General features: G+C 67.0%; 19 protein-coding genes and 1 pseudogene. 9 read left to right on the top strand and 11 right to left on the bottom strand.

Annotated features, from left to right (window positions below):
- Positions 1-52: 52 nt before the first annotated feature.
- From recF to dnaA, 3 genes are all read right to left on the bottom strand, one after another.
- The gene (recF, locus tag AC2VOG_RS00845; protein WP_486938022.1) at positions 53-1,225 is read right to left on the bottom strand and encodes a DNA replication/repair protein RecF; all 1,173 of its coding nucleotides are present in this window, start codon (positions 1,223-1,225) and stop codon (positions 53-55) included.
- 7 nt (positions 1,226-1,232) lie between these two features.
- Positions 1,233-2,429, bottom strand: a complete 1,197-nt coding sequence (gene dnaN / locus AC2VOG_RS00840; protein ID WP_486938021.1) for a DNA polymerase III subunit beta — start codon at positions 2,427-2,429, stop codon at positions 1,233-1,235.
- A 587-nt stretch (positions 2,430-3,016) separates the two neighbouring features.
- On the bottom strand, positions 3,017-4,516 hold the full coding sequence (dnaA, locus tag AC2VOG_RS00835) for a chromosomal replication initiator protein DnaA (protein WP_486938020.1): 1,500 nt from the start codon (positions 4,514-4,516) through the stop codon (positions 3,017-3,019).
- Positions 4,517-5,086: 570 nt separating this feature from the next.
- On the opposite strand from dnaA, the gene rpmH reads away from it, so the two are divergent.
- The 9 genes and pseudogenes from rpmH to AC2VOG_RS00790 all read left to right on the top strand — a co-directional run bounded on the left by rpmH (position 5,087) and on the right by AC2VOG_RS00790 (position 11,397).
- Positions 5,087-5,230 carry a 50S ribosomal protein L34 gene (gene rpmH, locus AC2VOG_RS00830; RefSeq protein WP_070355130.1) on the top strand — a complete coding sequence of 48 codons (144 nt, stop codon included), beginning with the start codon at positions 5,087-5,089 and terminating at the stop codon, positions 5,228-5,230.
- Positions 5,231-5,251: 21 nt separating this feature from the next.
- Positions 5,252-5,596 carry a ribonuclease P protein component gene (rnpA, locus tag AC2VOG_RS00825; RefSeq protein WP_486938018.1) on the top strand — a complete coding sequence of 115 codons (345 nt, stop codon included), beginning with the start codon at positions 5,252-5,254 and terminating at the stop codon, positions 5,594-5,596.
- Complete coding sequence (gene yidD / locus AC2VOG_RS00820; protein WP_486938017.1) at positions 5,596-5,907, top strand: membrane protein insertion efficiency factor YidD; 312 nt, start codon at positions 5,596-5,598, stop codon at positions 5,905-5,907. The genes rnpA and yidD overlap by 1 nt, the downstream gene beginning before the upstream one ends.
- A pseudogene (gene yidC, locus AC2VOG_RS00815) lies at positions 5,891-6,945 on the top strand (membrane protein insertase YidC). Before yidD ends, yidC begins: the two are co-directional and overlap by 17 nt.
- Positions 6,946-7,020: 75 nt before the next feature.
- Positions 7,021-7,623, top strand: a complete 603-nt coding sequence (locus AC2VOG_RS00810; RefSeq protein WP_486938016.1) for a Jag family protein — start codon at positions 7,021-7,023, stop codon at positions 7,621-7,623.
- Between the two features lie 66 nt (positions 7,624-7,689).
- Positions 7,690-8,415 (top strand): 16S rRNA (guanine(527)-N(7))-methyltransferase RsmG, encoded by a 726-nt coding sequence (rsmG, locus tag AC2VOG_RS00805; protein WP_486938015.1) that lies wholly within the window; start codon positions 7,690-7,692, stop codon positions 8,413-8,415.
- Entirely contained in the window at positions 8,412-9,368 is a 957-nt protein-coding gene (locus AC2VOG_RS00800; RefSeq protein WP_486938014.1) for a ParA family protein, read from the top strand. The genes rsmG and AC2VOG_RS00800 overlap by 4 nt, the downstream gene beginning before the upstream one ends.
- Positions 9,365-10,351: a ParB/RepB/Spo0J family partition protein gene (locus tag AC2VOG_RS00795; RefSeq protein ID WP_486938013.1), complete on the top strand. Its 987-nt coding sequence runs from the start codon at positions 9,365-9,367 to the stop codon at positions 10,349-10,351. Before AC2VOG_RS00800 ends, AC2VOG_RS00795 begins: the two co-directional genes overlap by 4 nt.
- Positions 10,352-10,647: 296 nt before the next feature.
- A complete protein-coding gene (locus AC2VOG_RS00790; protein ID WP_486938012.1) occupies positions 10,648-11,397 on the top strand; it encodes an acetyltransferase in 750 nt (249 codons plus the stop codon).
- On the opposite strand, the gene AC2VOG_RS00785 is transcribed toward AC2VOG_RS00790, so the two are convergent.
- The 8 genes from AC2VOG_RS00785 to AC2VOG_RS00750 all read right to left on the bottom strand — a co-directional run bounded on the left by AC2VOG_RS00785 (position 11,384) and on the right by AC2VOG_RS00750 (position 22,381).
- Entirely contained in the window at positions 11,384-12,604 is a 1,221-nt protein-coding gene (locus tag AC2VOG_RS00785) for an N-acetylmuramoyl-L-alanine amidase (RefSeq protein ID WP_486938011.1), read from the bottom strand. The genes AC2VOG_RS00790 and AC2VOG_RS00785 overlap by 14 nt on opposite strands.
- A gap of 122 nt (positions 12,605-12,726) precedes the next feature.
- On the bottom strand, positions 12,727-13,080 hold the full coding sequence (trxA, locus tag AC2VOG_RS00780; protein ID WP_486938010.1) for a thioredoxin: 354 nt from the start codon (positions 13,078-13,080) through the stop codon (positions 12,727-12,729).
- Between the two features lie 14 nt (positions 13,081-13,094).
- The gene (gene trxB, locus AC2VOG_RS00775) at positions 13,095-14,087 is read right to left on the bottom strand and encodes a thioredoxin-disulfide reductase (RefSeq protein ID WP_486938009.1); all 993 of its coding nucleotides are present in this window, start codon (positions 14,085-14,087) and stop codon (positions 13,095-13,097) included.
- A 70-nt stretch (positions 14,088-14,157) separates the two neighbouring features.
- Complete coding sequence (locus AC2VOG_RS00770; RefSeq protein WP_486938008.1) at positions 14,158-14,877, bottom strand: hypothetical protein; 720 nt, start codon at positions 14,875-14,877, stop codon at positions 14,158-14,160.
- A 34-nt stretch (positions 14,878-14,911) separates the two neighbouring features.
- Complete coding sequence (gene sigM / locus AC2VOG_RS00765; RefSeq protein ID WP_486938007.1) at positions 14,912-15,487, bottom strand: RNA polymerase sigma factor SigM; 576 nt, start codon at positions 15,485-15,487, stop codon at positions 14,912-14,914.
- A gap of 53 nt (positions 15,488-15,540) precedes the next feature.
- A complete protein-coding gene (murJ, locus tag AC2VOG_RS00760; protein ID WP_486938006.1) occupies positions 15,541-19,188 on the bottom strand; it encodes a murein biosynthesis integral membrane protein MurJ in 3,648 nt (1,215 codons plus the stop codon).
- On the bottom strand, positions 19,185-21,635 hold the full coding sequence (locus AC2VOG_RS00755) for a hypothetical protein (protein WP_486938005.1): 2,451 nt from the start codon (positions 21,633-21,635) through the stop codon (positions 19,185-19,187). The genes murJ and AC2VOG_RS00755 overlap by 4 nt, the downstream gene beginning before the upstream one ends.
- 11 nt (positions 21,636-21,646) lie before the next feature.
- Entirely contained in the window at positions 21,647-22,381 is a 735-nt protein-coding gene (locus tag AC2VOG_RS00750; RefSeq protein WP_486938004.1) for an NUDIX hydrolase, read from the bottom strand.
- Positions 22,382-22,389 lie beyond the last annotated feature (8 nt).

Raw genomic sequence — 22,389 nt, 5'->3', positions numbered from 1 at the left:
GACGTGGCTCGGATTCTCCAGCGGTGTGGCGTTGGGTTCCGGGGTGTCACGGTCAAGTTCCATTGCCATCCTCCTTCTCGGCGACGACGATCGCCGAAGCCGGCCCAGTTTCGTGGTCGTTCAGCGTGATGTCGACGCGGCCGGCCAGCCAATCCCGCGGAATGTCGTCCACCACCGCCGCAGTGACCAGCACCTGCTCCGCGGATGCGGCCGCGGCGGCCAGTGCTTCGCGGCGGGCCACGTCAAGCTCTGCAAATACGTCGTCGAGCAACAGCACCGGTTCGCTGCCCTCCGCACGCAGCAATTCGTAGGCAGCCAGGCGCAGCGCAAGTGCCATCGACCAGGATTCCCCATGACTGGCAAAGCCTTTCGCGGGCTGCTCGCCGAGTCGCAACTCGAGGTCGTCACGATGCGGGCCCACCAGACACACGCCGCGCTCAAGCTCCGCGGCGCGGCGTGTGGCCATCTTTTCCAACAGCGCTGCCTGCAGGGTGGCGACATCGGGCCGCTGCGGCTCGATGTCGATGCTGGCGTGGTAGACGATCGAGGCCGGTCGCGACGCCGGCGCCAACAGCTGATAACTCTTTTGCACCATCGGCGCCAGATCGTTGACCAATGTGATTCGGGCCGCCATCAATTCGGCGCCGTGAGTTGCCAGATAGCCGTCCCAGACGTCGAGGGTGTCCAGCGCGCCGCGGTCGGCGCGCAAGCGCGTGCCGGACGCGGACTTCAGCAACGCCGTGCGCTGCCGCAGCACCTTGTCGTAGTCGGCCCGGATGCCGGCCACCCGTGGCCGGCGCACTGCGGCCAGATCATCGAGGTAACGGCGGCGGTCACCGGGATCGCCGCGGACCAACGCCAGATCCTCGGGTGCGAACAACACCGCTCGCAACACGCCGACGACTTCACGCGGACTGCGCACCGGCGAGCGGTTCAACCTTGCCTTGTTGGCCCGGCCTGCGGTGATCTCCAGGTCAACGGCACATTCGCGGCCCTCGTTGACCACGATGGTCGACACCACCGCCCGCGGCGCGCCGACTCGGACCAACGGTGCGTCGGTGGCGACCCGATGCGATCCCAGTGTCGATGAATACCACAGCGCCTCAACAAGATTCGTTTTACCGAAACCGTTGGGGCCGACGAATACCGTCCGCCCGGGTGTCAGTTCGAGTTCGACGTTCGCCCAAGACCGAAAGTCACGTAAGCCGAGATGGCGGACGTACACCTAGCGACTAGCCCGGTAGGCGAACCGGCATCAGCAAGTAGACGTAATCCGTCTGAAGAGCCGGGAAGGGTCCGCTGTCGGTGGGTGGTGCGTCGTCGCCGGCCGGCCGCAACACCGCGGGACGGCTCGGCGTGGTGAAGCCGAACGACACCCGGTCGGAATGCAATGAGCTGAGGCCGTCGGTGAGATACGTCGGGTTGAACGCGATCGTGAGGGGTTCACCGGCGAAGTGCACCGACACGTCTTCCTCGGCACGACCGACGTCGTCGCCTCCGGCCGACAGCCGAAGCGTGTCCTGCGAGAATTCCATTCGGACCTGGGCGCCGCGATCGGCCACCAGCGCCACGCGCTTGATTGCCTCGGACAGTTCGGCGACTCCGACAGTCGCGACAGCGGTGTGTTCGCTGGGCAGCAGCTGACGAAACTTCGGGAACTCCGCATCCAGCAGTCGGGTAGTGCTGCGCTTGCCGTTTCCGCTGATACCGAGAAGTCCGTCTTTGCCGACCGAGGCGCCGGCGCCCAGCGACAGATGCACTTCGGCGCCGTCAGTCCCGTTCTTGGCCGCCTCCGACAATGTCTTGGCCGGCACCAACACCGCGGCCTCGACATCGGGCACTGCAGCCGCCCAGGTGAGCTCGCGAACAGCCAGCCGGAATCGGTCGGTAGCGGCCAAAACCACGGCATGACCTGAGATTTCGACCCTGATCCCAGTCAGCATGGGCAGGGTGTCGTCGCGGCCGGCAGCGATGGCGACCTGGCCGATCGCCTCGGCGAAAAGGTCGGCCGGCAGCGTACCAGTCTCCTCGGGCAACGTCGGCAAAGTCGGGTAATCCTCGACAGCCATCGTCGGCAAGGAGAATTTTGCACTTCCGCAGACCAGCGAGACCCTGGTGCCCTCCACCTGCACGTCAACCGGCTTGTTCGGCAGCGCCCGGGTGATGTCAGAAAGCAGCCTTCCAGATACCAAAGCTGTTCCAGGCGAGGCGATTTCGGCTGCAAGACAAACTTCTGCGGACACCTCGTAGTCAAACCCGGAGATGGTCAAGCCGGCGTCGGAGCCAGTCAGCAGCACGCCGGCCAACACCGGCACCGTTGGCCGAGACGGCAGGGTGCGCGCCACCCAGGCGACGGCGTCTGCGAAGTCGTCGCGCACCAAGCGGAACTTCAAGTCGGTCAGGCCGACGGCGGTCGTCGCCACGTCCATTGCGTCCCTTCAATCACCTCGAACAGCGCGGCCAGCTTTGGCGGCGCCACTTCTTGTGAACCTCGCCGACGGATGCCCGTGCCCGTACTTCATTTCGACTACCGAACGGGCAGCCGAACCACAACCGTAGAGCGTCAGAGGCCATCTTGAAAGCTAATCGGAATCAGTGACACTCAGGGCGTTGGACACCGTGATTCAGGGTGTGGAGCGGCTCATCCCCAACAGCTTTTTCTGAAGAACAAATTCTGTAGATACATCAATAACAGTAATAAGGCCTGTGCAGACTGTGGACAGGGTGGTGTCGGTGCTGCTTGGAGCCTGCGTTGGGTTGTGTATGACACGGGCAGGGGTTGTGCGGTTTGTGTGCAGCAGTTGGGGAGCAGTCAGGGTTGTGGACGGACCCGGTGTTGGAAGGCCATGTGGAAGCCGACTACGCACAGGAGTATGCACAGGCTCATGCTGTGACGGATGGTGCTCGCGAGTCCAAAGTTTTTTGACATTGCGTGTGACGAAACGCCTCGGTACCGCTGCTGAGCCCAAAAGCCGTGGGGTATTTGGCCACTCGATGCTCCGGTGGCCGGTACCGCTCAACGCTTCGAGCGCTGCCGAATCCGAGTGGTGAGCTCCTTGACGTGATCGAACACCTCACGACGTTCGGCCATCTCGGACAGGATCTTCTTTTGCGCGTACATCACCGTGGTGTGGTCGCGGCCGAACGCCTGCCCGATCTTGGGCAGGGACAGGTCGGTCAGTTCGCGGCACAGATACATGGCGATCTGTCGCGATTGAGCCAGTGCACGGGTCTTTCCGGGCCCACGTAGCTCCTCCACCGTGGTGTCGAAGTATTCCGCGGTGGCGGCCATGATGGTCGCGGCACTGATTTGCATCGTGCTGGCGTCGGCAATCAGGTCGCGCAACACGATCTCGGCGAGGGCTTTGTCGATCGGTGCCTTGTTCAAGGAGGCGAACGCGGTGACCCGGATCAGCGCGCCTTCGAGTTCACGGATGTTGCGTTCGATGCTGCTGGCGATCAGCTCGAGCACATCGTCGGGCACGTTGAGGCGCTCAACCTGCGCCTTCTTGCGCAAAATTGCGATGCGGGTTTCCAATTCCGGTGGCTGGACGTCGGTGATCAGGCCCCACTCGAACCTGGTTCGTAACCGATCCTCAAGTGTCGCAAGCTGTTTCGGCGGCCGATCGGAAGAAATCACGATCTGTTTGTTGGCGTTGTGCAGTGTGTTGAAGGTGTGGAAGAACTCTTCCTGGATACCTTCCTTGCCCTCGATGAACTGAATGTCGTCGACGAGCAAGACGTCGACGTCGCGGTAGCTGCGTTTGAAAGCGACCTTGCGGTCGTCGCGCAACGAGTTGATGAAGTCGTTGGTGAATTCCTCGGTCGAAACGTATTTGACGCGCATGCCCGGGAACAGGCGCTGGGCGTAGTTGCCGGCGGCGTGCAGCAGGTGCGTCTTGCCCAGGCCGGACTCACCCCAGATGAACAGGGGGTTATATGCGCGGGCCGGCGCTTCGGCGATGGCGAGTGCGGCGGCGTGAGCGAACCGGTTCGACGCCCCGATGACGAAGGTGTCGAAGGTGTAGCGCCGGTTGAGGCTCAGGCCGGCGGCAGCGTCGGCGGCCTGGCTGTGCGGCCGCTCGGTGAAATACGACGGCCAACTCTGGTGTGCGCTGGCAAGGGCTTCGCCGTCTTCGTCGACCTCGTCGATGTCGTCGATGTCGTCGAGGGGAGATTTGGCCCGATCGTCGGATTCATCGGAAGTCAGCGGTGAGATGCGCACACCGAGTTCGATCTGCTGGCCGAGTCGGCGGCTGAGCGCATCGGTGATCTGGGTGCGCAGGTGCCGTTCGATTTCGTTCTGGACGAAGCTGCTGGGTACGGAAAGAAGAGCGAAACCTTCGACGATCGTGAGCGGTTGCACCAGGTTGAGCCATGCTCGTTGCTGTGGTGTCAGCGGCGATACATAGGCTGTGCCGTTGAGGACGGTGTCGTCTGCGTGAAGTTCGCCGTTGAGTTCGGAGACGACCGCGCTCCAGACCGTCGCGAAACTGGATCCGGGATCCTCGGTCAACGACGGGTCCCCCTGAAATGCTGTAAACGTTCCACCGATAGTTCCGACAACAAACTGTCCACACTGTTATCCACAGGTGTGGACAGGTCAGCGGACGGCAAGCCGCAACTGACCCCTGACAGCTCGCGTGACCGGCGCTCGAGGCGGCCAGCATAATCGGGCTGGCTAGGAGGCCGATCTGCCATCCTTGCTTCGTTGTCCAGCGCCGTTTCCATGTGAAACAGCACCGACCGAAGCTAACAGTTTTCCGCGCCCGCGGCCAACCGTTCTGCAACATTTGGAACGGGCGGCACAAGATTGCTCCCTGGTCGGTGGCAGGTGTGACGGCAGTTAAAGGTCAGCCGGGGAACGCTCCTCGGTCGGGGTGGTTTGACCGGGCGAACGCACGTCAGTACCCTCATACAGTCGCCCCGAAAGTAGGCGACACGGCTGCGATTCGGGCGATCAGCCTGCCAGCGCGCCGGTTACCAGTAAGACGTAGAGCCTATTGAGGCGTCGTGGGTAGACGTGTGACCCGCCGGCACGGGGGACCGCGTCGGGCACGATGCCAGATGCAGCAAGGAGAGAGTCGTGGCAAAGGGCAAGCGGACATTCCAGCCGAACAACCGGCGCCGTGCCCGTGTGCACGGTTTTCGGCTGCGCATGCGGACCCGCGCCGGTCGGGCGATCGTCTCGAGCCGGCGCAGCAAGGGCCGTCGGTCGCTGACTGCTTGATGTGACCCCGGTGTAGCGGCGGTGCTCTCCGCGCGGAACCGTATGACGCGGTCGTCTGATTTCGATGCGACGGTCAAGCGCGGAAAGAAATCCGTCCAACCGGACTTGGTCATCTATATGCGGCGTGCAACTGGCGATCCTAAACTCGGGCTGATCGTCTCGCGATCGGTCGGTACTGCCGTGCAGCGGCACGGGCTCTCGCGGCGTCTGCGCCACGTTGCCCGGGAGGTGTTCGCTGATCTGACGCACTCCGAGCATGTGGTGATCCGTGCGCTGCCGAGCAGTCGCGATGTCGCGTCCGCCCGCTTGGGCGAGGAACTGCGGGCGGGCCTGCGGCGCATCGAGTCCAAGCGGGGAGAGCGCTGATGTCACGACTACGGGCCGCCGAATTCGCGCTCGCGCGCGGGCTGATCTTCGCTATCCAGCTCTACCGCCACATGGTTTCGCCGCTGCGGTTGCCGACGTGCCGGTTCACGCCGACCTGCAGTCAATACGCAGTCGACGCCCTGACCGAGTTCGGGCTGGTGCGGGGGAGTTGGTTGGCCGGTGTCCGGCTGGTGAAGTGCGGTCCGTGGCATCAGGGAGGATGGGACCCAGTGCCAGAGCGCCACGCAGCCGCGGTCCAAGACTCGGACACCCCACCGACGTTAGAGAAGAGTGATTCTGTTGTCTTTTGACCCGTTCAGCCTGGACTACTTCTATTACCCGGTCTCGGCGATCATGTGGCTCTGGTACAAAGCCTTCTCTGCGGTGCCCGGCCTGGGTCCGAAGAATTTCCTCACCTGGACGCTAGCGGTGATGTTCCTGGTTTTCACCCTGCGTGCGATCTTGTACAACCCCTTCGTGCGCCAGATCCGGACCACGCGCCAGATGCAGGAGTTGCAGCCACAGATCAAGGCGCTGCAGAAGAAGTACGGCAAGGACCGTCAGCGCATGGCCCTGGAGATGCAGAAGCTTCAGAAGGAACACGGTTTCAACCCGATACTCGGCTGTCTGCCGATGTTGGTTCAGGTGCCAGTCTTCCTGGGGCTCTATCACGTGTTGCGCTGCTTCAACCGGACCTCGAGCGGGATCGGCCAGCTGGGTTTGTCGCCGGAACGAAACCGTTCGCTGGGCAATTACGTCTTCAGCGCGCAGGACGTCGGCCACTTCCTGGATGCGAACCTGTTCGGCGCGCCGCTCGGGGCCAGCATGACGCAGCGCGGTGCGAGCCTGGCGGCGTTCCAAGGCTTCGAGTTCAGCCGGCCGGCCGTCGTCGCGGTCGGGGTGCCGGTAATGATCTTGGCGGGCATCGCCACCTACTTCAACAGCAGGGCGTCGGTGGCCCGCCAGAGCGTGGAGGCGGCGGCCAATCCGCAGACCGCGATGATGAACAAGTTGGCGCTCTACGTCTTTCCGCTCGGGTGGTGGTCGGTGGACCGTTCCTGCCCTTGGCGATCATCTTCTACTGGTTCGCGAACAACATCTGGACCTTCGGGCAGCAGCACGTCGTGTTCGGGATGATCGAGCGCGAGGAAGAGGAAAAGAAGCGCGAGGCGATCGAGCGACGGTCGGCAAATGCACCCGCGCCGGGCGCCAAACCCAAACGGACAGCGGGCAAGGCGATGGCGAACGATAACGGCGACGGCTCGGAGGATGAGGCACCGAGGCCGGAGAGCGGTGCCGTGGCCCGCACGCCGCGGCCGGGCGCTAAGCCCAAGAAGCGCGGACGCTGACACACACACCGGACACCAGACGTCACCAGACGTCACCGGGCGACGCCCGGGCACGGGAAGGGAAGTAGGCCAGATATGACGGAAACAGACACCACAAAAACAGACACGACAGAGGTTGAAGAAGTCATCATCGGACAGGACGCGCCGACGCTGGACGAATCGGACGCTGCCGCCGACGGGACCGCTGCGGACGAGAACGACGGCGAAGGGGACCAGGAAGAGCGTCTGGTTGCCGAGGGCGAGATCGCCGGCGACTATTTGGAGGAGCTGCTGGACGTCCTCGACTTCGACGGCGACATCGACTTGGACGTCGAGGGCAGCCGAGCGGTCGTCAGCATCGGCGGAAGCGAAGACCTGAACAAGCTGGTCGGCCGCAAGGGCGAGGTCCTCGATGCCTTGCAGGAGTTGACCCGGTTGGCCGTGCACCAGAAGACCGGCGTGCGTAGCCGGTTGATGCTCGACATCGCGAGTTGGCGCCGCCGCCGCCGCGAGGAGCTCGCCGCGCTGGGGGACAAAGTCGCAAGGCGGGTCCTCGAAAGTGGTGAACGCGAAGAACTGTCTCCCATGACGCCGTTTGAGCGGAAGATAGTTCACGACGCCGTCGCTGCAGTCAGCGGGGTTCACAGCGAAAGCGAGGGCGCCGAGCCGTCGCGCCGCGTCGTCGTGCTGGCCGACTGAGACCTTGGCGGATAGTTACATCGATGTAGTTCTAGTACGCGCCGGCAGCGACTCCGGACGGGAGGAATGTTTCACGTGAAACATGTCGATTCCCGCGACCGCGCGGTGAGCCCGCTGCCCTTGCCCGAGGCGGCGTCGTCGATGTTCGGCGAGCGGCTGCACATCGCTGAGCGGTACGCCCACCTGCTTTCGACCGCCGGCGTGGAGTGGGGATTGCTGGGTCCACGTGAAGTGGACCGGATCTGGGAGCGCCATCTACTGAACTGCGCTGCCGTGGCGGAGCTGGTCGAGCCGGGTGAACGGATTGTCGACATCGGCAGCGGGGCCGGACTGCCCGGGCTCCCGATAGCCATCGCGAAGCCAGGCCTGCGCATTGTGTTGGTCGAATCCCTCTTGCGGCGCACAGAATTCCTCCGTGGGGTGATCGACCAGCTCGGTCTCGATGTCGAGGTGGTCCGCGGCCGAGCCGAGGACTCTGACGTTGTGAAGGTCGCGGGCGAAGCGGACGCGGTCGTCTCGCGGGCGGTGGCATCGCTGGACAAGCTCGCCCGATGGGGCCTGCCGTTGCTACGTGACGGCGGGCGGTTATTGGCGATCAAAGGGGAGCGCGCACCCGAGGAGATGCGCGAGTCCCGGCGTGTGTTGACCGCGCTAGGCGCCGTCGATGCCAGGGTGGTGGAATGTGGCGTAGGCGTTCTATCCCCCCCGACAACGGTGGTGGTAGCGCGGCGGCAAAAGCCGGAATCGGTCCGAAATCCGTCGCGCCGACGATCGAGCAGGGAGACCCCATGAGTACGCCACACGACCCCCTCGGCGCGGGTGCCGGCGTTGTTTCACGTGAAACATCGGAGTTCGACACCCCGATCGGTGCCGCGGCGGAACGGGCGATGCACGTGCTGTCCAAGTCCTGCGAACCGCTGAGTCGCCCGCCGCACCGCCGCCTCATCACGATCGCAAATCAGAAGGGTGGCGTCGGTAAGACGACGACCGCCGTGAACCTCGCGGCGGCACTCGCCGTGCAGGGACTGCGGACGCTCGTGATCGATCTCGATCCCCAAGGGAACGCGAGTACCGCGCTGGGAATCGCCGATCGACACGCTGGAACTCCTTCGTCATACGAAGTCCTTCTCGGCGAGATGCGCCTCGAGGATGCGATGCGGCAGAGCCCGCACAGCGATCGACTTTTCTGCGTGCCGTCCACTATCGACCTGGCAGGCGCCGAGATCGAATTGGTCAGCATGGTGGCCCGGGAGAACCGGCTGCGCCGGGCACTTGCCGAACTCGACCGGCTTGATGCCGCGGCCTCGTTCGACTACGTGTTCATCGACTGCCCCCCGTCGCTCGGCCTGCTCACCATCAATGCATTGGTAGCCGCGCCGGAGGTGCTGATTCCGATCCAGTGCGAGTACTACGCGCTGGAGGGGGTGTCGCAGTTGATGAACAACATCAACTTGGTCAAAGCCCATCTGAATCCCGCGCTGGAGGTCAGCACCGTCGTCCTCACCATGTACGACGGGCGGACTAAACTAGCCGACCAAGTGGCCGACGAAGTCCGTCGTTTCTTCGGCCCCAAGGTCTTGAAGACGGTGATTCCGCGCAGCGTCAAAATCTCTGAAGCGCCGGGCTACAGCATGACGATTATCGATTACGACCCCGGTTCACGCGGCGCGATGAGCTACCTCGACGCCAGCCGCGAGATCGCCGAGCGCGGCCTGACGGCAGCCGATCAAGGAGACCAACTATGAGCCAATCGACACGGAAGAAGGGTGGCCTCGGGCGAGGCCTCGCCTCGCTGATCCCGACCGCGCCGGCAGAGGGGGACGCCGAACCGACGCGCTTCGGAAGCCCGCGGATCGGCGCGGCAGCGGCCGACGTTCTGATGGGTGCTGCGCCGGGGCCGCCCGGACCGGACATCGGTGCGGTCTACCGCGAAATTGCCCCGACCGACATCGAGCCCAACCCGCGGCAGCCGCGCCAAGTCTTCGACGAGGAAGCGCTCTCCGAGCTCGTACATTCGATCCGCGAATTCGGGCTGATGCAACCGATCGTGGTCCGAGACCTCGGTACGACATCGGGCGTGCGCTACCAACTCGTCATGGGGGAGCGGCGCTGGCGCGCGGCCCAAACTGCGGGCTTGACGGCCATTCCCGCGATCGTGCGGGAGACCGCTGAAGACAACCTGCTGCGCGACGCCCTCTTGGAGAACATCCACCGCGCACAGCTGAATCCGTTGGAAGAGGCGGCGGCATACCAGCAGTTGCTCGACGAGTTCGGGGTCACCCATGACGAATTGGCCGCCAGGATCGGTCGCTCTCGTCCAGTGATCTCCAACATGATCCGCCTGCTGCGGTTACCGATCGCCGTCCAGCGCCGAGTGGCCGCGGGGGTACTGTCGGCCGGCCATGCCCGCGCCCTGTTGGCGCTCGAAGCCGGCGCGGAGGCACAGGAAGCGCTGGCCGCGCGGATCGTCGCCGAGGGGTTGTCGGTGCGGGGGACCGAAGAGGCGGTCACGATCGCCAATCGCAGCGAGCCGAGCAAGCCGTCGGCGCCGAAGCGCAAGCCGATCCAGATGCCCGGGCTGCAAGATATCGCCGAGCAGCTGTCGGGCGCCTTCGACACGCGTGTCACGGTCAGTCTGGGTAAGCGCAAGGGCAAAATCGTGGTCGAGTTCGGCTCGGTGGACGATTTGCAGCGCATTGTCGAGTTGATGAACTCGTCCAAGAGCTGACCGGTCATACCGAGGCGTTACGTCACTGTGACATTCCGGCCGATCGGGGCATGCCAAAATGCTGATGACCGTCGAATCTGCCTGTACGCCAAGCGATTTCATTCAGCAGTCGCTGTCAGGCCGATGTGGGACGACGCGGGCGCCCGAGCGGGCTCGTCGGGGCCGCTCGAGGGCGAAGCCGCGCGGGTTTTGCGGGGGCCGGCCGCGGGGTACGCTCGGCTGCGGGGTGGGCGACCACTCACTCGCGGGGAAGACGGGCAGCCAGTGACCGCCCTGCACGAAGGCCCAGGAGTCTAGTGTCTGCTCGAATCACACCGCTGCGCCTGGAAGCCTTCGATCAGCTGCCCAAGCATGCACGCCGCTGCGTCTTTTGGGAAGTCGATCCCGCGACACTCGGGCAGCACGGCCAGCTCGCCGACCCCGAATTCGAAAAAGAGGCCTGGTTGTCGATGGTCATGCTGGAATGGGGATCGTGCGGCCAGGTCGCCACGGCCGACCCTGCCGATTGTGCCGAAGGGGAGTCGGCGTTTCTCGGCTATGCCTTCTACGCTCCGCCGCGAACCGTCCCGCGGGCCCACCTCTTTCCGACGGCGCCGGTGTCTGCCGACGCGGTGCTGCTGACCTCGATGCGGGTCGAGCCCGGGCCGGCCGCTGACGAGCTGCCCTACAGCCTCGTCGCCCGCGTTGTCGACGAGTTGGTGCGGCGCGGCGTGCGGGCACTGGAAGCCTTTGGACGCACCGCGGGCGTCTCCGAATTGGCGGGCCTGCCGAATGCCGGTCACGAGCTGCTCCCGGTGCTGGAAGCGCTGGGGGACTGTTCGCCCGAGCAATGCGTGATCGACGCCGAGTTCCTCCAGAGCGCGGGATTCGTTGTGGTGGCGCCACACCCGTACTTCCCCCGGCTGCGGCTCGAGTTGGACAAGGGCCTGGGCTGGAAGGCCGAGGTCGAAGCCGCGCTGGAGCGGCTGCTGGAGAGCGCATCGCTGCAACAGCCTGTCGCGGCGGGGGCGCCGATCGGATCTTCGGCGAGGGTTAGGAACCGCTGACGCGACCGGCCTGCTCGACCGCCAGTTCGTGGGCGAGGAGTTCAGCGAACGTGAACGTGCCGGTGGGGCGATCGTTTTTGCCGAGCAGGTAGAGCCGCTTGACCGCGGCGAGAATTCCCTCGGCGATCGCGTCGCGGGTTTGCGGGGTGGTCAGCATTGCGCGATCGTGCGGGTTGGTGACGTAGCCGACGTCGACCTGAACGGTGGGCATTCGGGTCAGCCGCAGCAGATCCCAGGTCCGGCCGTGGGTGCGGCAGTCTCGTAAACCGGTGCGCGCCACTACTTCTCGCTGAACAAAATCGGCGAGGTTGCGGCCGATCGTCGATACCGAACCATGGGAGTTGCCGAAGTGGAACGAGGCGACGCCGCCGGCCGATGGGCTGGCCTGGGTTTCGCAGCGCAAGCTGATCATCAGGTCGGCGCCGACGGCGTTGGCTGTTGCGGCGCGTTCGTGATCGGACGGGCTGCGGTTGGTGGGCCGCGACAGGAAAGTCTCCATGCCGATCGCGGTCATCCGGCCTTCGAGCCGACTTGCCAAGTCCCACAAGATATCTGCCTCGCTGATCGGACCGGCCGGTCCGTGCGCGATCAGACCGTGGTCGTTGCCGCCGCGGCCCGGGTCGATGACGATCCGCTTGCCCGACAGCCGCGGCCCGGACCGGCGCACCAGCTCTTCTTCGCGAATGGCGTGTAATGAGCCGCCGGTGACGCGCGAACTCAGGAAGTACAAGGAGCGCAACGTTTCTGGGCCGCAGATGCCGTCGGCGTACAGCCCGTACTCGCGCTGGTAGGACATCAGACCCGTGTGGGTTTGCAAGCCGAAGTACCCGTCGACCAGCCCGGTGTAGAAGCCGAGATCCTGCAATCGGGCCTGCAGCGTCGCCACGTCGTCCCCGTACATCGGCGCGCCGAACTGGTGGTGCAGCGTGCGGGCACCCAGACGGTAGGACGCCTCGCGCAGCGCGCGGTCGGTCGCTTCGCCGACGATTCCGTCGACCAACAGGCCACGATGCTGCTGGAAGGCCCGAACCGCGTGGTCAAGCTCGTCGTCGAAGACATCGACCGCAACCTGGCAGCCGGTGCTGGGTTCGGCGTCGGCGCCATCGAGGTGACCCAACGCGATCAGCGCCGCGCGGATTTCGGTGACCGCGGCGCCACGGTCACCACGACGCAGGGCAGCGCCGTCGCCGCGGTGCGGTCTCGACATGGCAAGGCCTCCGGTGAGCCGTGTGAGCAGCCCTGCCGCTTTTTGACAGGCTTGGCGGTATTGTCTCAGACGCCCGGCGATTTAAGTAAAACGCCAGGCAGACCGCGCCGATCCGCCGCGAGTCAGGCCAGGCCCGGAACCGCGTCGGACAGCTCACGCAGCAGCGCGGCCTTGCCCTTGGCACCGACGATGCGTTTGACCGGTTCGCCGTCCTTGAACAAGATCAGCGTCGGGATCGAAACCACGTCGAAGTTGCGGGCGGTCTCGGGGTTGGCGTCGACGTCGAGTTTGGCGACGGTCAGCAGGTCCCCGGCGTCCGCGGCGATTTCGGCGAGTACCGGCGCGACCATCTTGCACGGTCCACACCAGGCGGCCCAAAAGTCAACTAGCACAGGAGTTTTGCTGGCGAGCACGTCAGTGTTGAACGACGCGTCGGAAACATCCACTGGTGCTCCTGCGGATTCGGTCTGTGTCATCGCACGTACTCCAATCAGAGGGTCGCTGACGCCGGTTGTCCGGCGGCTTTGGTGTGGGTCCGCTCGCCCGGCGCCGCATGCTCGCCCAGCCAGCGCTCGGCGTCGATGGCGGCCGAGCAGCCGGTGCCGGCCGCGGTGACCGCCTGCCGGTAGGTGTGGTCGACCAAATCTCCGGCGGCAAACACACCGTCGGCGGAGGTGTAGGTGGTGTGGCCTCGGACCAGCACGTAACCGGCATCGTCAAGGTCAACCTGGCCGCGCACCAACCCCGAGCGCGGGTCGTGGCCGATCGCGACGAAGACCCCCGTAACCGGCAGCGTCGAGGCCTTGCCGGTCACGGTGTCGCGAAGCTTCAGCCCGGTCACCGAGTTCTCGCCTTCGACGGAGACGACGGCGGCGTTGGTCACGAACGCGATCTTGTCGTTGGCGCGGGCCCGGTCGAGCATGATCTTCGAGGCCCGGAACTCCTCGCGACGATGCACCAGCGTCACGCTGCGAGCGAACTTCGTCAGGAATGTCGCCTCCTCCATGGCCGAGTCGCCCCCGCCGATCACAGCGATGTCCTGGTCCTTGAAGAAGAAGCCGTCGCAGGTCGCACACGAGCTGACGCCGCGCCCGAGCAGTTCCTGCTCACCGGGAACGTGTAGATAGCGGGCCGCGGCGCCCATCGCGAGAATCACCGCGCGCGCGTGCAACGTCTCACCTTCCGACGTCGTGACGGATTTGACCGGGCCGCCCAACGACACCGACTCGACGTCCTCCATGCGCAGATCGGCACCGAAGCGCAGGGCTTGCTCGCGCATCTGATCCATCAGTTCGGGCCCCTGGATGCCCTCCCGGAAACCGGGGTAGTTCTCCACCTCGGTCGTCGTCATCAGGGCCCCACCGAACGAGGTCCCTTCGAAGACCACCGGAGCCAATTGCGCACGAGCGGCGTAGAGCGCCGCGGTGTAGCCCGCGGGCCCAGAGCCGACGACGATTACCTCATGAATAGTTGAGGAGCTCATTCCTACCTCTCCGATACGGGCCAACGTATGCACTGGAACGCCAGGGTAGGCCGTGCTGTTCCCGCGAACATTACGGGCGGTGGACAATCCTGTCAGCCGACAGGCCGGTGTTGACGGCACTGCAGGTCGGCGCCACCGCGAGCGCCGCAATCGTGTCCGGCGCGGTCCCGGCGAGGACAAGTAGCACGGCCGGATGTCCGGCGATGTCGATCGGGCGCCCGCCGAGCACACGGGTGTCCGCCGGATAGCCGAGGCCACCGAGGCACGAGGCTATGCGCCGGGGATCGGCCAGCTGCCCGAGGTCGGGTTCGCGGTCCAGCAGGGCCAGGATTTGCTGATCCGAAAGCGGAATCGTCAACGGTGGACGCGACACCGTGATGTGTTCGATGGTGGTGGGCCGACTGGATATCGGCGCGGGCGCGGTGAGCAGCGCGCGGGTACCCACCCAGGCCGCGACGGCCACCGCGGCCAGGCCGGCCACCGCGACGGCGGTCCGCGCCGCGTGCGGTAGCCGCCCGCGCTGTACCGAATGCGCGGCGCGCAATGGGGAAGCGATGCCGTCGACAAGCCGGCGGTCGACCGGGGGCGCCGCCGTCATGTCGGCGCCCAGGGCGGCGACCTCCAGGCGGACGCGGTTCAGTGCCTCCATCGTTCGGCGGGCACCGGGGTCGGTGCGCAGCCGCCTGCGCAGCCGGGCAGCGGTGTCGTCGTCCAGCAGTCCGGCCTGCAGTTCGGCAAGGGTCTCGGCGGTCGGCGGCTCGCCGTCCTCGTCCGGCTCGACTGCATCCATCCGCCCCAGTGTCCGTCATCGGGAGTCGGTGCGGCTAGCGGGCCGGGTGTGCGGTCTCGCTCTGCAGGTAGCCGAGGATCGCGGCTAGGCGGGCCCGCGCCCGGGCGCAGCGACTCTTCACCGTGCCCTCGGCCACGCCCAGCAGCCGGGCCGTGTCGGCAATCGAGTAGCCGTGCATGTCGACGGCGACCACCGCGGCGCGCTGTTCGACGGGCAGCCGCATCAGCGCCCGCTGCACCGCGATCGCGGTGTCGACCTCGACAGTTCGGTCCGGCACCGGGTAGACGTCGTCGAGAACGGTGGTCGGGTGGGTCTTGTTGTGCCGCAATCGATCCAGGCAGGCATTGACGACGATTCGGTGCAGCCAGCTGCTCACCGCGGCGTCCTGGCGAAACAAACCGGCAGCGCGGTGCGCCGATGCCATCGCCTCCTGCAGGGCGTCCTCGGCGTCCTCGGTGCAGCAACTGGTCAGCCGTGCCACCCGGTGCAGTTGCCGATGGTGGCGGTGGAAGAGTTCGGCGAAGGCGAAGCGGTCTCCGGCGACATGCGCCGCCAACAGTTCAGCGTCGCTGCGCTGTCCGGTACACGGTCGCACCCTCGTCGAGCCCACCGCCGGACAGTAACCAATCGACCGATGCCCGGCACTTCACCCGATCGGGCCCGTCAGGACTTGGCTTGAACGGTGACTTCGGAGAGGCTGGCACGGCTGGCGCCGTCTTCGGTCCCGAGAGTTGAAATCCACACCAGCACATACCGCGTCGGCGAGGAAGCGCTGACCGGAATCGTGTTGTGCCCCGGGTGCATTGGCGTCGGGGGCGACAGTGCCGTGGTGTCGTCGAGTCGGGTCGGCGTCGCTGTGGCCGACGACCGGATCTGGATCTGGGTCCCGCTACTGGCCAGGTCGACGTTGACGGCCCCGATCACCGTCGGCTGCGGCAACTGCAGCAGCAGGCCGACGCCACTCTTGAAACCGGGGAACGGAGCCGGATCGTGATAGGTGTCCGTCTCCCAGGCGGTGCCCGGACTGCCGTCGATCGCGAGTGCGGCGGCGCCGGGGTTGTCGGCTTCACCGCCCGGAGAGAACACCGTCACCCCGACCGGCTTGATCATGCCGCCCGCCGCCGCTCGGGGACTCGAACTGGTCGACGGCCCGCTCAGGCCGAGCTGATCCTTGTCGAGGCTCCCGACATCGCTGAACATCTTGCTCAGCACCGACGCCAGGACCAGCAGTGCGACCACGATCACCGCGGCCCCAGCACCGAACCCGATGGTTACCGCCCGGCGCCGCCGGATGCGAACCCGGTCCTCGACGAGGTCCGTGGAATGCGCCTGATCGACCTGTGCGGGGTCTGGCCGAGCCGGGTGCTCATCGATCGGGGCGAGCAGATCGTTGCGGTCAGCGACTACGGTAACCTGTTGAAGAAGGTTCAAAAGCGTTGCAGCGCTGCTAATTCCACTCTCCAGCTGAATTGCGTGAGCGGCCGCCGCAGAAATTTGGAAGGGGATGTCTTCGTCGATCGCACTGGGTTCGAGGGGGTGGCCGGCCGAATCGGACGGCGCGGGGGCCATCCCGCTGGGCTCGCCGGACTCCGGCAGCGGCCACCGGTTGACCAGCAGCGCGTACAACGCGGCGCCGATCCCGCGGATGTCGTCCTCGGGGCTGCTGCCGGGCAGGGTGGCGGGGAAGGCCAGCACTACGTCGCCCTCGATGCTGACCCGCACCCGCGCGGGATGATCGATCGACAGGGCGAGACCGGCGTGGTGGGCAGCCTCGGCGGCCGCGGCCAGGGTCTGCATCGCGCGCGACGCACCGGCGGCCGACGGCAAGGTGGCGGCGACCTCCTGCAACGAGCCGCCCCGGACCCATTCGCTGACGACGAGCCCGCCGGTGCCGGTGTGGACGACATCGAGGATGCGGGCGATCCCCAGCTTGTCGATGCGGCTCAGGTTCATGGTGTGGGCCAGGATTTCGCGGATCTGCTCGTCGGGCAGTTCGCCCTCGGGATCGACAAAGGTCAACGCCACCTGTCGATTCAGCGCGGTATCGAGCGCCTGCCAGAACTGGAGCTGCGGCGCTCCTCCGTGAAACACCAGCAACCGATAGCGGCCCCGCGCTATGGCAGCGCCTGGAACCAGGTGCTGTTCGCCCGAGGACATCCCCGACGCGGCACCGTCGGGCACCGGACCGTCGCCCCCCGGCGCGTTGACGGTGCCGACGTGCGGATCGGCCGGCACGTCGGGGTGGAAGTCGTTTGCCGGGCCAACCGATCCGGCAGTTGACGAGAGTCCGGCAGCAGCTGTCACCGAGGCGCTGTCCGATGAGCCGTCATCCATCTCTGCTCCTCTTTCCGGCCCGTCCCCGGTTTCCGGCCCCTCCTTGGTTGATTGTCCCGGGTGCCGACCCCGGAGGTCTCGCGCTACGGGGCGCCCCGCCGGTGCACCCGCAATCCTGCGCTCAGGGTACGTGACGATGCCGGGGCGCAACAGCTGATCGCGGCCAGCGACTTTCGGCGCCGGGACAGGGGCTGAACTGCCAGAAGCCAGCGGTGCGCCTTTGCCGCGGGCCGGCGTGGCACCGATCCAGCCGCGGAACTTGGCCAGCGCCGCCTGCGCCTCGGGCACCTGCGCGCGGACCATGACCACGGCCACGATCGGCACCATGACCACCGCGAGCACGACCAGTCGGAGCAACGAACCGGCACCGCCGCCGTAGGTCGTCAGCCGCTGCAAACCCATCAGCACATCGACCAGGTAGGCGACCAGTGCGGCCAGCAGCGAGGCGGTGGCCGTCACCAGAATCGTGCGCACCTCGGCAACTGCGAGCAGATGACCCCCGTTGGGCCGCAGAGCATTACGCAGCAGGACGTAGCCGGTGACGGCGCCGGCCACGAAACCCAGGCCGTTGGCCAACCCGAGGTAACCCGCGACCAGGTCGGGGTTGTCGGTCAGATGCGGCGCGAGCAGCGACGCCGCGATCTTGACGATCGTGATCACCACGATGATCGCGATCGGTATCCACGGCTGCTCGCGGGCGTAGAACACCCGTAGCTGCAGCAGCACCACGGCGTAGGGCAGCAGCGTGAACGCGGACATCGCGATGGCCTGACCCAAGTGGCCGGCGTCGACGCCGCCGAAACGGCCGTAAGCGAACAGTGCGCTGCCCATCGCCGACCCGCCGACCGTCATGAACGCCACCGTGGGGATCAGCGTGATCATTGTCAGCCGGGTGGCCAGCGAAAGGTCGGCGAGCACCGCTGCGGTGTCGTCGGCGGCGGCGTTGCGGCTCAGCCTCGGCATCACCACCGTGAGCACGGTCACGCCGATCATGCCGTAGGGCAGCATCAGCACCAGCCAGGTGTAGGTGTAGATGGCCGGTCCGGAAGCGGCTGCGGTACTGGCGATCTGGTTGGTGACGACGAGGCCGATTTGGCTGATCAGCACGTAGCAGACCATCGCGGCGGCCATCGTGCCGAAGCGTTTGAGCCGGTCGTCGATTCCCCACAGCGGACGGAGGCTGATGCGGTGCCGCCGGATGGCCACCACCAGCACGGCGGTCTGCGCGACAACGCCCAGGGTGGTGCCGACGCCGAGGATCAGCAGCTTGGTGTTGCCCATCTCCACCGGGTCGACCGACAGCTGTCCCGGCGCCGCCAGGTAGGCGCCGAGGGTGACGATGGCGACGACGTTGTTGAGCACCGGCGCCCAGGCCGGCGGCCCGAACACGTTGCGGGTGTTCAGGATCGCCATGAACACCGACGACAAGCCGTAGAAGATCACCTGGGGAAGCAGTAGGTAGGCGAACCCGACCGTCAGTGCCTCGTTCACCTGCGGGTCGCGGCCCAGCATGAGCCGCACCAGCAGCGGCGCGGCCGCCACCGACAGTAGGGTGGCGCCGAGCAGCACCGTGGTGGCCAGCGTCACCAGGCGGCGCACAAAGGCCGCACCGCGGTCGGCATCGTCGCGCTCCGCGCGGGCCAGCACCGGCACGAAGATCGCGGTGAACGTCGCTTCCAGTACCAGCGCGGCGACCAGGTTCGGCAACTGGTTGGCCACGGTGAATGCACTCGATAGCGCGGCCCCGAGAATCGCGGCGAGCAGCACGATTCGGGCGAAGCCGGTGATGCGGCTGACCAGGGTCGCCAGCGCCATGCCCCACGATCGGGACACCACGGCCGCGTCGGACAGTTCGGGGCGGGCGGGCGGTTGTGAGCCCTGCGACGACACCAGACCGGTCGGCGGCAGTGGACCGGTCGGCGGTCCCGCACTGCGCCGGTGGCGCTGAGCCGCCGGCTCCGGCACGACCCGGCTCATGCGCCGCGCTCTTCGTCCATGGTGGGTTCAGGACGGTCCTGCGGACGGTCCGGCGGACCGTCGAGGTCGGCGCGGTCCGGCTGACCGCGGAAGCGGTGCCACAGCCGGCGTCCGGCCAGTGCCACCAACACCGCGGCGGCGCTGATCGTGATCGCGAACAGCACCTTGCCGTAGGCGTTGGAATGCACCGAAAGCCGCACCGGCTCACCCAGCGGCACGCCGCCGGGGGTATGCAACGCGGCGTCGATCGCGACGCGCTGGGTGAAGTTGACCTCGATCGGCACCCGCATCGGCAGGTATCCCGGCGGCAGCTCGATCTCGCCGGGATCGGTGACGGTCATCCCGGGCGGCACTTCGAGATGCAGTCGCACCCGGATCGGGACGGCCAGGCCGTTGTGCAGGGCCAGCGGCAGCGGGCTGTGTTCGGTGGCCAGCGTGTAGGAACCGGTGGGGACGACGATGGTGACCGCCCCGAACAAGTCGTCGAGCGTGTGGGCGACCACGTCCAGTCGCTGCTGAGCCAGCCCGTTGCGGACGTCGGGCGGGTCGGCCTGGCTGACCGAACGCAGCATGTCTTCGCGCAACGGCGCGGTGTAGGCGACACCGGTCAACCCGCTTCGGGGGTCGGTGGTCAGGGCTGCGGTCAGGCCGGCCAGCCGGTGCAGCTCGGCGGAGATAGTGGCGACGACGGCATCGCTGAACCGGCCGCGCGCCATGGCGTCGGACCCGGGTTGCGCCGGGCTGTCGCCCGGCGGGACGGTGGAGGCCTCGCTGATCAGCGCGGGCAGCGGTCGCGGCACCGCCAGGCCGGAGTGGATCGCCGTGGCCAACGTGGTCAGGATCGCGCCCGCATCGTCGGGTCGTAAATTCCACGTGGTCGGGGGCAAGAAGACCTGGCTGCGCGGGCTGACCTGGGGCTGCAGTGCACGCCACAGCATCGAGCCCACCGCGTCCTGACGACGGGCAATCTCCGAGTCGTGCCGAAGCCGAATCGACAAGGCGGAGTTGAGGTAGCTGGGCGCCACCGGATCGGACCCGGCGGCGGCGAAGGCGGCGCCAACGGCCGGGTCGAACGGCGCGAGCACCACCTGCGGCGACAGCCGTCGCGGCGCAGTGTCCGGGTTTGGCGGCAACGCGGCACCGGAGTCGCCGGCGGCAGGGTCGGCGGGGGCGATCACGACGGTTTCGCCGATGGCGCTGAGCAGATCGACACCCCGGCGGGTCAGGGACCCGTCCGGGATCAGGGTGGCGCCGCGGACCGCGACGACACCCAGGATCCGGTCGACAATGTCAGCGGCCCCGCTGGTTGCGGTCGCGCTGAGGCCGGGGTCACCGACCCGCTGGACGGCGTCGAGGTCGGCTAGCGCGTAGGGCAGCGGCGCGACACACATCCGGTGCGCCAGTGCCCGCAGCCGGTTCAACCAGTTGGTCGCCGCGGCTTGCCCGGCGCCGGGGTGGGTCGCGGTGCCGGGATCCAGGGCGGGGCTGTCGGGTGCACCGGGAACGCCGCCCGAAACGATGTAGCCGGCGGTCATCGCATTGACGGTGACCAGCAGGTCGGGGTCGACGGCCAGGCACACCGCGCGGCCTACGGTGCCGTCGGGGTCGACGTCGCGGCTGGTGGCGAACTCGGCTGCGGCCAGCAGCACGTCCAACCGACCGCCGCCGGCCAGCGACGTCGCCAGCTCGTCGTCGATCAACCGGACCGGAACCGTGCCACCCGGGACACCGGGGGCCAAGCGCGGCCGGTCCGCCAGCGGCCACAGCATGGTGACCGAAACGGGTTTGGAGGTGTCGGGCGCGACCACAGTGTCCATGGCACCGACGCTGGACGCGCGGGTTGAGCTGTCCAGCGGATCCACCGGCACACCCAGCACGGGCAGCAGGAAGCGCGCGTTGTCCAGACGTGCCGGCTCGCCGTAGTCCGGCGTGCCATTGACATTGACCAGCACGGGGTAGACGCCGGGCGCGGTGATATCCAGCGAGTGCGCCGTCGCCGAGCGCATCGGGGCCGAGAGCGTGAACGTCGTCTTCTGGCCGCGCTGCAGCACGGGGGAGATCGCCGCGAAGTCCGTCGCGGCCTGGTACTGGTCGGTGTCACCGTCGAGTTCGGTTCGCAGGCCGGTTGAGGTCGGCACCGCCGCCGCGTGTTCGAGGCGCAGCATCAGGTCGCGGACCGGCCGGTCACCGGTGTTGGTGATCGTTCCGGCGACGGTGACCATCGGCTCGCTGGTGGTGGTGACCAGCTGCGGGGTGACCCGGTCGATCCGCACCAGGACGAACGGGTTGGCGCCGGGCTCGCCGGCGGCGGCGGTCGGCACGACGCCAACGCTCAGACCGGCCAGGACGCCGACCACCGCCAGCAGACGCAACAGGCCGCCCGGCACCGTCGCTCCGCTGCCCGTCCCCGCCCGCGGACGGAGCCGCCACCCCGAATTACTCTGCATCGTCGTCGCGGCTACGGCCCGGGACCGTTCTTCCGACCCCGGACGGGCTCGTCGGCCCGGCGGATGCGGGTGCGTGAGTGGGTTTGCGGGCGGCGCCACGGCGTGCTGGGCGGCAGGGGTGGCAGCGCGGCCTCGCCGTCGCTCTGCAGTTTGCCGATCAGCTCGTCGGCCACTTCGGCCAGCTTGCGCTCGTCGGCGTAGGCCAGCCGGAACGGCAGCTCGGGGATCGGCACCCACGCCACCTCGGCGACCTCGACGTCCTCATCGCACAGCTCACCTCCTGAGAAGCGCATCAGGTAATGATGAACCGTCTTGTGCACGCGCCGTCCTTCGGTGACGAACCAGTAGTCGATGCAGCCCAGCGCCGCCAGCACGCTGCCTTGAATCCCGGTCTCTTCGGCGACTTCCCGGATCGCGGTCTGCTCCGCGGTCTCACCGAGTTCGATGTGGCCCTTGGGCAGTGACCACAGCATTCGGCCGCGCCGGTCCACCCGGCCGATGAGCGCCGCGACCTGTTCTTCCCGCGGGCCATCGATGTTGTCGATGACCAATCCGCCGGCCGAGGTCTCGTGCACGGTCCGCAGCCGTCCCGCAGCTCGGCGTGTCGCACGGCGCTGGCCGGATTTGGCTGGCGTGCCGGCGGCAGTCGCCTCGTTGCCGGGGTTTGCTTCGCCCGACCCTGCCGAGCGCCGACCGCGGCGCCTGCCCCGACGCCGACGTGGTTGCGGATTTTCGCCGTCGGACACCCAAGCGA

Source organism: Mycobacterium sp. TH-M11, from assembly GCF_057473725.1.
This window is presented reverse-complemented; position numbering and strand designations above follow the sequence as displayed.

What these genes read in the sequence shown, in the direction of transcription:
- murJ (WP_486938006.1), bottom strand. Translation starts at nt 19,188, where the DNA reads ATGAGCCGGGTCGTGCCGGAGCCGGCGGCTCAGCGCCACCGGCGCAGT.
- trxA (WP_486938010.1), bottom strand. Translation starts at nt 13,080, where the DNA reads ATGACACAGACCGAATCCGCAGGAGCACCAGTGGATGTTTCCGACGCG.
- AC2VOG_RS00755 (WP_486938005.1), bottom strand. Translation starts at nt 21,635, where the DNA reads ATGCAGAGTAATTCGGGGTGGCGGCTCCGTCCGCGGGCGGGGACGGGC.
- trxB (WP_486938009.1), bottom strand. Translation starts at nt 14,087, where the DNA reads ATGAGCTCCTCAACTATTCATGAGGTAATCGTCGTCGGCTCTGGGCCC.
- AC2VOG_RS00770 (WP_486938008.1), bottom strand. Translation starts at nt 14,877, where the DNA reads ATGGATGCAGTCGAGCCGGACGAGGACGGCGAGCCGCCGACCGCCGAG.
- dnaN (WP_486938021.1), bottom strand. Translation starts at nt 2,429, where the DNA reads ATGGACGTGGCGACGACCGCCGTCGGCCTGACCGACTTGAAGTTCCGC.
- AC2VOG_RS00800 (WP_486938014.1), top strand. Translation starts at nt 8,412, where the DNA reads ATGAGTACGCCACACGACCCCCTCGGCGCGGGTGCCGGCGTTGTTTCA.
- yidD (WP_486938017.1), top strand. Translation starts at nt 5,596, where the DNA reads ATGTCACGACTACGGGCCGCCGAATTCGCGCTCGCGCGCGGGCTGATC.
- rsmG (WP_486938015.1), top strand. Translation starts at nt 7,690, where the DNA reads ATGTTTCACGTGAAACATGTCGATTCCCGCGACCGCGCGGTGAGCCCG.
- AC2VOG_RS00785 (WP_486938011.1), bottom strand. Translation starts at nt 12,604, where the DNA reads ATGTCGAGACCGCACCGCGGCGACGGCGCTGCCCTGCGTCGTGGTGAC.
- AC2VOG_RS00810 (WP_486938016.1), top strand. Translation starts at nt 7,021, where the DNA reads ATGACGGAAACAGACACCACAAAAACAGACACGACAGAGGTTGAAGAA.
- AC2VOG_RS00795 (WP_486938013.1), top strand. Translation starts at nt 9,365, where the DNA reads ATGAGCCAATCGACACGGAAGAAGGGTGGCCTCGGGCGAGGCCTCGCC.